The sequence below is a fragment of the Pseudomonas sp. genome (genome assembly GCF_030696055.1).
In the GTDB taxonomy this organism is placed as follows: domain Bacteria; phylum Pseudomonadota; class Gammaproteobacteria; order Pseudomonadales; family Pseudomonadaceae; genus Aquipseudomonas.
Genome location: NZ_JAUYNP010000191.1, coordinates 1 through 11,492 on the forward strand (window position 1 = coordinate 1; position 11,492 = coordinate 11,492).

9 protein-coding genes are annotated in these 11,492 nt (G+C 66.0%); 4 read left to right on the forward strand and 5 right to left on the reverse strand.

Annotated elements, in window-relative coordinates:
• The 4 genes from dsbD to Q8Q83_RS11150 form a co-directional block, all read right to left on the reverse strand.
• Positions 1 to 1,540, reverse strand: a 1,540-nt coding sequence (dsbD, locus tag Q8Q83_RS11135; RefSeq protein ID WP_305623702.1) for a protein-disulfide reductase DsbD, incomplete at its 3' end; no start/stop codon positions are given.
• 144 nt (positions 1,541 to 1,684) lie between these two features.
• Positions 1,685 to 2,476: an ABC transporter substrate-binding protein gene (locus Q8Q83_RS11140; RefSeq protein WP_305623703.1), complete on the reverse strand. Its 792-nt coding sequence runs from the start codon at positions 2,474 to 2,476 to the stop codon at positions 1,685 to 1,687.
• A gap of 86 nt (positions 2,477 to 2,562) precedes the next feature.
• The gene (locus Q8Q83_RS11145) at positions 2,563 to 4,530 is read right to left on the reverse strand and encodes a methyl-accepting chemotaxis protein (RefSeq protein ID WP_305623705.1); all 1,968 of its coding nucleotides are present in this window, start codon (positions 4,528 to 4,530) and stop codon (positions 2,563 to 2,565) included.
• Between the two features lie 133 nt (positions 4,531 to 4,663).
• Positions 4,664 to 6,280, reverse strand: a complete 1,617-nt coding sequence (locus tag Q8Q83_RS11150) for a PleD family two-component system response regulator (RefSeq protein ID WP_305623707.1) — start codon at positions 6,278 to 6,280, stop codon at positions 4,664 to 4,666.
• 273 nt (positions 6,281 to 6,553) lie between these two features.
• Between Q8Q83_RS11150 and Q8Q83_RS11155 the strand changes: the two genes are divergently transcribed.
• From Q8Q83_RS11155 to speA, 4 genes are all read left to right on the forward strand, one after another.
• Complete coding sequence (locus Q8Q83_RS11155) at positions 6,554 to 7,627, forward strand: DUF2333 family protein (protein ID WP_305623708.1); 1,074 nt, start codon at positions 6,554 to 6,556, stop codon at positions 7,625 to 7,627.
• A gap of 3 nt (positions 7,628 to 7,630) precedes the next feature.
• Complete coding sequence (locus tag Q8Q83_RS11160; protein WP_305623710.1) at positions 7,631 to 8,167, forward strand: NUDIX hydrolase; 537 nt, start codon at positions 7,631 to 7,633, stop codon at positions 8,165 to 8,167.
• Between the two features lie 468 nt (positions 8,168 to 8,635).
• On the forward strand, positions 8,636 to 9,007 hold the full coding sequence (locus tag Q8Q83_RS11165) for a translation initiation factor Sui1 (protein ID WP_305623712.1): 372 nt from the start codon (positions 8,636 to 8,638) through the stop codon (positions 9,005 to 9,007).
• A gap of 136 nt (positions 9,008 to 9,143) precedes the next feature.
• On the forward strand, positions 9,144 to 11,057 hold the full coding sequence (gene speA / locus Q8Q83_RS11170; RefSeq protein ID WP_305623714.1) for an arginine decarboxylase: 1,914 nt from the start codon (positions 9,144 to 9,146) through the stop codon (positions 11,055 to 11,057).
• Between the two features lie 154 nt (positions 11,058 to 11,211).
• Here speA and Q8Q83_RS11175 read toward each other — a convergent pair.
• Positions 11,212 to 11,492 (reverse strand): EAL domain-containing protein (locus tag Q8Q83_RS11175; RefSeq protein ID WP_305623716.1); only part of this gene is annotated, 281 nt, incomplete at its 5' end.

The window sequence follows — 11,492 nt, forward strand, 5'->3', positions numbered from 1 at the left end:
CGATCACCTTGCAGCTGATGCACCAGTCGGCGTACCAGTCGAGCAGCAGCGGCTGTCCGGCACTTTTCGCCGCGGCCAGGGCGGCATCCAGTTCGGCCGGACTGCGGATGGTCTGCCAACTGCGGCTAGCCGGCGCTTGCCATTCGGCGGCGGCGACGTCGCCCAGTGGCCGCAGCGGATCGCTATGGCCTTGCAGGGCACCGACCCAGGTGACCAGGGCGTAGACCAACAGCGGTAGGCCGAGCAACTGGGGGACTTTCTGGTGATGGGTCTTCGGTGTCAGCTCCAGCGCGCCCAGCCATAGGGCTACACCGGCGGCCAACAGGCCCCACAGGGCGAGGCTGACCGGGCCGGGCACCACGCGTTCCAGCAGCCAGATCGACACGCCCAGCAGCAGGGCGCCGAAGGCATTGCGTACGCCGAGCATCCAGGCCCCGGATTTGGGTAGCAGGGCGCCACCGCCGGCGGCGAACAGCACCAGCGGCGCGCCCATGCCCAGGCCCAGGGCCAGCAGCTTGAGACCGCCACCGAGGGAGTCGCCGCTGGCGCTGATATACAGCAGCGCGCCGGCCAGCGGCGCCGACACGCAGGGCGAGACCAGCAGGCTGGACAGCACGCCGAGCGAGGCGGCGCTGAGCAAGGTGCCACCGTGCAGGCGCTGGCTCAGGCGCTGCAGCGGCCCGTCGATGGCCGGCGGCAGGCGCAGTTCGAGAAAGCCCAGGCTGGCGGCGGCGAACAGGGCGAAGAAAATGGCGAAGGGTACCAGTACCCAGGGCGATTGCAGGCGCGCCTGCAGGTTGAGTTCGGCGCCGAACAGGCCCATCAGCGCGCCGAGGATGGCGAAACTGACCGCCATCGGCAGCACATAGGCCAGCGACAGCGTCAGGCCGCGCAGGCCGCCGGGCTGGCCGCGCAGCACTACGCCGGTGAGGATCGGCAGCATCGGCAGCACGCAAGGGGTAAAGGCCAGGCCTAAGCCGGCGAGAAAGAACAGCGCCAGGTCGCTCCAGCTCCGGCCGGGCGCCGAGCTGTCGGTGCTGGTGCTGGTGCTGGTGCTGGTGCTTGCCGCGGCAATGCCGCCGCCTATGGGCAGCACTTCGGTTTCCGGCGGGTAACACAGGCCTTTCTCGGCGCAGCCCTGGTAGGTGACGCTGAGGTTGAACGGGCGGTTGTCCGCGGGGCTGAGCGGCAGCTCGATATCCAACACACCGTGGTACACCTCGACCTCGCCGAAATAGTCGTCGGTCTTCTGCTGGCCTGCCGGCAGTTTGGCCTGGCCCAGGCGGATGGCGGTTGGCTCGCTGCTGAAATTGAAGCGGTGGCGGTAGAGGTAATAACCCTCGGCGGCAACCAGGCGCAGTTTGATCGACTCGCTGGAACTGTCGATCAGGCTCAGCTGGAACGCCTCGCGCACCGGCAGGAAGTCCGCGCTGTTGTTCAGCGGCGCGCCCAGTTCGGCCGGGGCGGGGCGGTTGTCGAACAGGCCTGCGCCGGCGGGCAGGGCAAGCAACAGCAGAATCAGGCTAAGCAGGCGGCGCATGGTGGTCTCGCGAGTCGAAGATGCCCGGATAATAACGGAAAGCCGCCGCCCTGGCTGTTGCCGCGAGTCAGGCGGCGCGCAGAGCGGGCTGCGCGGTTACGCACGCCGGGGCGGGAGGCTGGGTCTGCCGGGTGAAGGCCTGGGTTACTGGAATTCGCCGGGTTGCGGCAGCAGTTCGGTCACGGCAAAACGTTGCGCCAGCTGGCGGTAGGCCGGCTCCAGGCGAAACAATCGGTAGGCCTCGGCGAACTGCTCGGCCAGTTGCGCCGGCGCGGCGCGGGAAAAGGCCGCATACATGGACTTGCCGGGAAACAGCGCGCCGTCCAGACGCTGCACCTGCTGATCGAGGTCGGGAATCTCGGCGTTGGCCCGGGTCAGCGCGCTGGTGGCGCCGAAGACAGCGTCGAAGCGGTCGCTGATCAGCATGATAAACAGCTGCGACTGGGTGACGGTGGGCTGTTCGATGGGCACCCCGCGCTCGATCATGGCGAGCACTTCATCGCTCATGTAGTAGCCGTTGGGCAGGGCGGTGCGCCAGCGCCAGGCCATCTGTTCCAGGGGCGGCTGGTAGCGGATCTCGCCGGCCCGCTCGCGCTTGATATACAGGGTGGTGCGCGACACATGCAGCAGATTGTCCGGGAGGAACAGGGCGAACTGCTCGCGCTCCGGGGACTTGGCGACGAAAGTGGCGGCATCTATCTCGCCGGACTCCAGGGCGCGCATGGTGCGCTTCCAGGGGTATCGCCTGAACTCCAGCTTCCAGCCGAGGCGGCCGCACACGGTGCGCATCAGCTCGACGTGGAAGCCGCTGAGCTGGGCATTCTCGTCGATATATTCGAAGGGGGCGTTATTAGCGTCCTCGATGCCGACCACCAGGGTAGTGGCCTGGATATATGGGCTCAGCAGTAAGCACGACAGCAGCAGGCCCAGGCGCATAAGGCCTCCAAGGACGGTGGCTGATCACCTGACTGAGTCTAGGTGATGCTGGCCGCGGCCGCGTTGCGTGCTGATCGCTGGTCCTTTTACAGGCGGAACGCCTGCACCGCGGTATGCAGCTGGCCACCCAGGTGCAGCAGTTGCTCGCCCTGGTTGCGCCCCTCGCCGATACGCAGCAGGTTGTCGCCGCCGAGCCGGTGAATGCGTTCGCTGTGGCCGCGAATCTCGCTGACCGCGCCGCTCTGCTGGGCGGTGGCCGCGGCGATGCGCTCGGCCATGGTGGCGATGGTGCGGATGGCCACGACTATTTCATCCAGCGCGCCATCGGCGGCCGCGGCCTGGCTGGCACTGTGCTCGGCATGCTCGACCTGGGTGCGCATGGCCTGCACCGATTGCCGGGCGGCTTGCTGCAGGCGCGCGATCAGTGCCTGGATCTCGGCGGTGGCGTCACTGGTGCGCTGCGACAGCGCGCGCACCTCATCGGCGACCACGGCGAAGCCGCGGCCCAGCGTGCCGGCGCGCGCCGCCTCGATGGCGGCGTTGAGGGCCAACAGATTGGTCTGCTCGGCGATGCCGCGGATCACCGTCAGCACCTTGTCGATGGTGGCGGTTTCCTCGGCCAGGCGCTCGATAGCCTGGGCGTTGCCCTGTACCTGCTCGACCAGCGCATGCAGGCCGCTGAGGCTCTGGCCTATCACCTGCTGGCCCTGCCCCAGGGCGCGGTCGGCGTGGCGGCTGGCATCGGCGGTCTGGCTGGCGTCGCCGGCCACCTGCTGGATGGTCGCCTGCAAATCGCCCAGGGCATCACGGATCTGCGCGGTATCGCCGGCCTGGCGTTCGGCGCCGCTGTGCAGGCCGCCGCTGAGGTCGGCCAGGGTGCGGCTGGAGTCGACCACCTGCTCGGCATGCAGGCGAATGGTGCCGACCAGGTCGACCAAGTAGGCGCGCAGGCGGTTCAGCGATTCCTCGATATCGAGCAGCTCGCGGGTGCCCGAAGCAAGCGTGATGTCTTTGCCGAAATCCCCCTGGGCCCAGGCCGACAGGGCCGGCACCAGATGCGTGAGCACCCGGGTCAGGCGCCGCTGGATGCGGTCGATAAGCAGCGCGATCAGCAGGATCAGGCCGATCATCAGGCCGAGGATCAGCTGCACCTCGCCCTGGATGCGCCCGTGCTCGGCGCGTACCAGCGGTTCCAGGGCGGCCAGGGCCTGTTGCACCTGCGCGACCTGCTGGCGGGTGCTGTTGGCCAGGGCGGCGCGCTGCTCGATCAGGTTGCGGGTGCGCTGCAGTTCGGCCGGATAGCGGCCGATCAGGCTGGCCAGGTCGCGCTTGAGGGCGATGCCGCGGTCTTCGGCCTGGCTGCTGCTGGCGTCGCTGGCCTCCAGGCCCATGAGTTCGGCGAAGGCATTGCCGGAGGCGGCGCTGGCCTCGGCCACGCCCAGCAGCGGCAGCTCGTTGAGCCGCTGGGCCTGCTGGTGCAGGGCGGCCAGTTCGCGCTCCACCTCGGCCGCCAGTTCGCTGCGGCCGCTGCTGACCAGCTTGGCGCGAGCATGGGCCAGGCGGGTCAGGTGACGGGCGGCATCGAACAGCGGCCGGCGATACCCGGCGGCCGCCTCGGCCGCGCCGCTGTCGGCGTACTGCGCCAGTTGCTCCAGGGCGGCCTCCATCTCGCGCTCGGCCTGCAGCAGCAAGCCCTGCGGGTCGCCGGACAGCTTGCCGGCGGCCAGCAGTTGGTTGGCGCTGAAGGCCTGCAGATCGTTCAGGCTGGGTCGCAGATTTTCGGCCAGTTGGCTGGGCAGCTCGTCGAGGGCCAGGCTGAGTGCGTCCAGCGACTGCAGGGCGGCGCTATGGCGCAGGGCATCGCCAGCGTCCAGATAGGCCGAGATGTTCTGCGCGGCGTCCCCCTGGAACTGTTGCGACAGGCTCAGGTAGCGCGCCATCAGCAGATAGGGACGCTCCAGCGCGCGTTGCGACCACCAGAGCGTGGCCGCCAGGGCGACGCAGACGGTGACCAGCAGCAGGCTATTGAGGTTGGTAAGGGATTTCAGGCGCATAGGGCTCGACCGATAGGGAACGGTACGGGCCGCCCTCGAGTAACTCGGGGCAGCCGCTAAGCCTCAGAATTTATTGCTTTTTTATGACCGGAATATGACGCCGTGGAGCGCCTCACAGTTTCCGCCTGTGGGTCTAACCCTGGAAAATCGCCACCTGATTGCGCCCGCCGTGCTTGGCCACGTACAGCGCCTGATCTGCCTGTTGCGACAGCAGCTTGCCGTCCAGGTCGGGGGATAGCTGGGCGATGCCGCTGCTGAAGGTGCAGGACAGCTTGTGGGGCGGGGCGGAGAATTGGATTTCGGCGAAGCGCTGGCGGATTTCGTCGAGCACCCGTTTGGCCGACTCGGCGTCGGTGTCGGGCATCACCACGGCGAACTCCTCGCCGCCGTAACGGCCGATATGGTCGCTCTTGCGCAGGCGTTGCTTGAGGAACAGCGCCAGGCTCTTGATCACCCGGTCGCCCATGGGGTGGCCGTAGGTGTCGTTGACCTTCTTGAAGAAGTCGATATCGATCATGGCGAAGCTCAGCGGCTGGCCATCGCGCTCGGCGCGCCGGCGCGCGTCTTCGAGCAGTTGCAGGCTGTGGGTGTGGTTGTACAGCCCGGTCAGGCTGTCGCGCACCATCCGCGCCTTGAGGCTGCGCGCACGGGCGGCGCGGTTGCGCACGGTGGCGATCAGGTGGCGCGGCTTGATCGGTTTGGTGAGGAAGTCGTCGCCGCCTTCGCTCATGGCGTCCAGCTGCTTGTCCAGGTCGTCTTCGGCGGACAGGTAGATGATCGGCACGCTGACGTAGCGGTCGTTGTGGCGGATCACCTTGGCCAGCTCGGGGCCGTTGCACGCCGGCATATACATGTCGAGGATGATCAGGTCAGGCTGGAACTCGGCCAGCTGGCCCATGGCCTCGATCGGCTCGCACAGCGTGCTGGTGATGATGCCGGCGCTGTTCAGCACCCGTTCGGTGTGGGTGGCCTGGGCCCGCGAGTCGTCGATGATCAGCACCCGGTAGGGCTCGTACTGTGCCACGTGGGTCAGCACCTCGATGCGCTCGAACAGGTTCGAGGCGTCCAGGTTGGCGCTGAAGAATTCCTGGCCACCGGCGCGCACGGCGGCCCGGCGGGTGGGGGTATCGGTGTCGTGCTGGCTGAAGAACAGCAGGGGGATCTTGTGTTCCAGGCCTTCCTGCACCGCTTCGGCCAGTTGCAGGCCGGCGCCTGGGCCGGAAAAGTCGACGTCCATCAGGATGGCGGCCGGGTGGCGCTCCAGCACCGCGTCGCGAAAGGCGTTGGCGCTAGCCATGGGCAGCGCGGTCATGCCGAAGAACTCCAGGCGCTGGGCCAGTTGTTCGGCCTGTTCGAACTGCTGCAGGGCCAGGTACACCGGCTTGCGCAGGGGCGGCAACAGCGTCTGTTCGAAGCGGTCGCCATGCCGCAGGCCGGTGCGCGACAGGCGCTGCATCAGCAGGTTGAGTTGGCTGATCAGCTCGCTGTTCAGGCGTCCGCGGTTTTCCCTCACCCGCTGTAGGCAGTGACCGATCTCCAGGGCCAGCTGGCTGTGCTCGGCCTGCTCGAAGCGTTCGGCATAGCGTTGCAGCAACTGGGTGGCCTGCTCCAGCTCGCCCATGCCGCTGTCATTCCACTCGCCGCGCTGCAGGCGCTGCCAGACTTCCAGCAGCTGACGCGCCTGGTTGATCACGCGCTGGGCGAAGTGTTGCTTGAGGCGGTCGCGGCTGGGGTCTTCGTATTCGCTCATGGCCCTTATTCTATTGGCGCGGCTTGGCTGTCGCGGTGTGATGGCGCATTGCTAGCAATGCTAGCACCGGTAGTACGTTTTGTGAGCGCCGTCGATCTATTGGCGGCGGCCTTCTGTCTATACCGTCACAGAAATTGGACAAACACAACAGCCACTAAGTTTGCCCTGCTGCGCTGCGCAGCGAGCCGCGCATCCCTTATAGTGCGAGGCAGTTGCGCAGCCCCGCCGAGGGCTATGCTCGAACCACGCGATGAGTAACCAAAGGACAAGGCCATGCTGGATTGGAAGAACCGTACTGCCGGTGTGCGTGATGGCGCGGCAGACTCAGTCGACACTGTACGCAGCTATTTCGCCGGCGGCTGGGCCGTGCGTGCAGGCGGCGCTTTGCTCGCCCTCTATCTGCTGCTGGCGATGGTCGTCGGTTGGTACTGGAGCCAGGAGCCCGAGCAGTTCTCCGTACAGCAGCGCGCCGAAGCCGCCGCTCAGGCCAGCGGGCGCAAGCTGGTCAGCGGCTACACCACCGCCGAGACCCTCAAGCAGGTCGCCGGCACCTTGCTCAACAAGTCGGGCGGCTATCTGTCCAACGACCTCGCCCCGCCGGGCCTGTGGCTGGACAATATGCCCAGCTGGGAGTTCGGCGTGCTGGTGCAGGTGCGTGACATGTCGCGGGCCCTGCGCAAGGACTTCACCCGCTCGCAATCGCAGTCCACCGAAGACCCGGATCTGGCCAAGGCCGAGCCGCGCTTCCACTTCGACAACAAGAGTTGGGCGCTGCCGGCCTCCGAGGCCGAATACGCCGAGGGCATCAAGTCCCTGGACCGCTACCTGGCGCGCCTGTCCGACCCGAGCCAGCCCAACGCGCAGTTCTATACCCGCGCCGACAACCTCAATAACTGGCTGGGCGATGCCGCCACCCGCCTGGGCTCGCTGTCGCAGCGCCTGTCGGCCAGCGTCGGCCAGGTGCGTCTGAACACCGCGGTGCAAGACCCAGCCTTGGCCGCTGGCGGCACCCAGCCTGACTTCGTCGAGGGCGTCAATTACGAGACCCCCTGGCTGCAGATCGACAACGTGTTCTACGAGGCCCGTGGCCAGGCCTGGGCGCTGTCCCACCTGCTGCGCGCCATCGAAGTGGATTTCGCCGATGTGCTGGCGAAGAAGAACGCCACCGTCAGCGTGCGGCAGATCATTCGCGAGCTGGAGGCCGCCCAGGAAACCCTGTGGAGCCCGATGATTCTCAACGGCAGCGGTTACGGCCTGCTGGCCAACCATTCGCTGGTGATGGCCAACTATATCTCGCGGGCCAATGCCGGGCTGATCGACCTGCGTCAGCTGCTGTCGCAGGGCTGAGCCATGGCCTGGTCTGAAGCCGAGCAGGCCCATCGCGCCGCCTCCGACGCCGAACGCATCGCCTGGGTCGACGAGCAGGACCGGCCCTTGGGCGGCCTGTTGCGCCGCGAGTTGCGCGAGCGCCGCTTGATTGGCCGCGGCAGCTATATCCTGCTGTTCAATAGCTTGGGTGAGCTCTGCGTGCACCGCCGCACCCTGAGCAAGGCGCTGTACCCCGGCTACTGGGACGTGGCCGCCGGCGGCATGGTGCTGGAAGGTGAGGGCTACGCCGAGTCCGCCGCCCGCGAACTGGCCGAGGAGCTGGGCATCCAGGATGTGGCGCTGGTCGAGCACGCGCATTTCCTCTACGACGCCCCGGAAAGCCGCCTGTGGTGCACGGCGTTTTCGGCGGTGTCCGATGCGCCGCTGGTGCTGCAGCCGGAGGAAGTGCTGGAGGCGCGTTTTATTTCCCTCGACGAGGCCCTGGCCGATACCCGGCGTAAACCCTACTGCCCCGACTCCTTGGCGGCGCTGCAGCGTTATCTGGCGGCCAGAAACTAGGGCGTAGGTTGGGCTGAGCTTCGCGAAGCCCAACAGGATGTTGGACAGCGGCCGCCATGTTGGGCTTCGTCGCTGCGCGCCTCAGCCCAACCTATGTCCCCGAGCGGCGTCGCCAATCCACCGATTAATGGCGCATTTTTGCACTTAGCAAGCGGCTTTTTTGCCGTTACACTGCGCCGCCTTCAAGCCCGAGCCTGCTCGGGTGCGCTGCCCCTGCCAGAGTGGGGCTTCGCGGTCGACGCCCTTAGAACCTGTCTCGGATCTGCTGCACTTCGGCGATACTGCGTTAAAAACAGCCTCGGAATGCTCATTTACAGCCCGTAAACTCCGCTTCCTCGGCTGTTTTGACCAGCCGAAGGCTGTTACTAACGTAGCGCCTTGTCTCGCTCTAGCTCGCGAGATCCGAAACAGGTTCTTAGCGGCGCTCAGTCGGCCAGTCGCTATCCTGACCCCTTCGAGGACAAACCGGTGGTCAAGAAAGCTTCGTCATTCGCCGCCCTCAGCGGCCTGGTGTATTCCACCGACAGCGGCCGGCATTGCCCGGACTGCGGCGCGCCTGTGGCCGCCTGCATCTGCAAACAGACCCAGATTCCCGAAGGCGATGGTATCGCCCGCGTGCGCCGCGAGACCAAGGGTCGTGGCGGCAAGACGGTGACCACCGTTAGCGGCGTGCCCCTGGCTGAAGAGCCGCTCAAGGAGCTGGCCAGCGTCTTGAAAAAGCGCTGCGGCTGCGGCGGTTCGCTGAAGGACGGGGTGATCGAGATTCAGGGCGAGCATGTCGAACTGTTGCTCGAAGAACTGCTCAAACGCGGCTATAAAGCCAAGAAATCCGGCGGCTAGCCGGTCTGCTGATCTAAGGTTGCTTAACCCCCTCGGCATGCGCCCAGCGCAGTGTCGAGCGATCGTCATTTCCAGACTTTACTCTGTACCCGCCCCGGCTCTGCCTGGGCATTAATCGCCAGCAAGGGAGACTTCGATGTCTGTACGACGCACACGCAAAGATGACGGCAGCCAGTGGACAGTCGCGGACAGCCGCAGTGTCTACGGCATTCGCCATTGGGGCGCGGGTTATTTCGCGATCAATGACAAGGGCCGCGTCGAAGTGCGTCCAAACGGCCCGCAGAGCAAGCCCATCGACCTGTTCGAGCAGGTCGACGAGCTGCGCCAGAGCGGCCTCAGCCTGCCGCTGCTGGTGCGTTTCCCGGACATACTGCAAGACCGCGTGCGCCAGCTGACCGGCGCCTTCGATGCCAATATCGAGCGCCTGGAATACCAGAGCCGCTACACCGCGCTGTACCCGATCAAGGTCAACCAGCAGGAAGCGGTGGTAGAAAACATCATCGCCACCCAGGACGTGTCCATCGGTCTGGAAGCCGGCTCCAAGCCGGAGCTGATGGCCGTGCTGGCACTGGCCCCCAAGGGCGGCACCATAGTCTGCAACGGCTACAAGGACCGCGAATTTATCAAGCTGGCGCTGATGGGGCAGAAGCTCGGCCACAACGTATTTATCGTGATCGAGAAGGAATCCGAGGTGCAGTTGGTGATCGAGGAGGCGGCCGAACTCAAGGTCGCCCCGCAGATCGGCCTGCGCGTGCGCCTGTCCTCCCTGGCCTCGAGCAAGTGGGCCGACACCGGCGGCGAGAAGTCCAAGTTCGGCCTGTCGGCGGCGCAGTTGCTGTCGGTGGTCGAGCGCTTCCGCGTGGCCAAGCTGGATCAGGGCATCCGCCTGCTGCACTTCCATATGGGCTCGCAGATCGCCAACCTGGCCGACTACCAGCACGGCTTCAAGGAAGCCATCCGCTATTACGGCGAGCTGCGCGGCCTCGGCCTGCCGGTCGACCATATCGACGTCGGCGGCGGCCTGGGGGTCGATTACGACGGCACCCACTCGCGCAACGCCAGCTCGATCAACTACGACATGGACGACTATGCCGGCGTGGTGGTGGGCATGCTCAAGGAGTTCTGCGACGCCCAGGAGCTGCCGCACCCGCATATCTTCTCCGAGAGCGGCCGCTCGCTGACCGCGCACCACGCCATGCTGGTGGTGCAGGTCACCGACGTGGAGAAGCACAACGATGAAGTGCCGGTCATTGACGACAAGGACAGCCTGCCGGAAACCGTGCAGTGGCTGGTGGACCTGCTCGGCCCCACCGATATCGAGATGGTCACCGAGACCTACTGGCGCGCCACCCACTATATGAGCGACGTGGCCAGCCAGTATGCCGACGGCAAGATCAGCCTGGTGCAGAAGGCCCTGGCCGAGCAGTGCTACTTCGCCGTGTGCCGGCGTCTGCACAACTCGCTGAAGGCGCGCCAGCGTTCGCATCGCCAGGTGCTGGACGAACTCAACGACAAGTTGGCCGACAAGTACATCTGCAACTTCTCGGTGTTCCAGAGCCTGCCGGACACCTGGGCCATCGGCCAGGTGCTGCCGATTCTGCCGCTGCATCGCCTCGACGAGGAGCCGCTGCGCCGCGCGGTGCTGCAGGACCTGACCTGCGATTCCGACGGCAAGATCAAGCAATACGTCGACGAGCAGAGCATCGAGACCAGCCTGCCGGTGCACGAAGTGCGCGAGGGCGATGATTACCTGCTGGGGATCTTCCTGGTCGGCGCCTACCAGGAAATCTTGGGCGATATGCACAACTTGTTCGGTGACACCGACTCGGTGAACATCTACCAGAACCCCGACGGCAGCGTGTACCACGCCGGCATCGAAACCCACGACACCATCGAGGACATGCTGCGCTACGTGCACCTGTCGCCGGAGGAGTTGATGAACCATTACCGCGACAAGGTGGCCGGCGCCAATATCAGCGCCCGCGAGCGCACCCAGTACCTGGACGCCCTGCGCCTGGGCCTGACCCGCTCGTCCTATCTGTCGTCCTGATGCGTAGGGTGGGTTAGCGGTAAACCTTGTTTAAGCCGGCAGAAGATACCGGCGCCGCGTAACCCACCGCCGCATGCCGCCAATGGTGGGTTACGACGCCTCTCGGCATGCTGCCGGTAATGAGCGGCAAATGGCGTCTAACCCACCCTACGACCTACCAGATCGGCGCGCGCGTTAGCAGCGCCTCGGCTTCGCTCGCCGGTAGCGGTTTGGCGAACAGGTAGCCCTGGCCAAATTGGCAGCCCAGCCCGCGCAGCAGCTCCAGCTGGGTCGGCGTCTCTATGCCTTCGGCCACCACCTTCAGCCCCAGCACCTGGGCCAGGGCGATGATGGTGCGGACTATCTCCAGGCCCTGGCGGTCGTCCTGATCCATCTTGCCGACGAAGGAGCGATCGATCTTGAGGATGTCGAAGGGGAAGCGGTGCAGGTAACTGA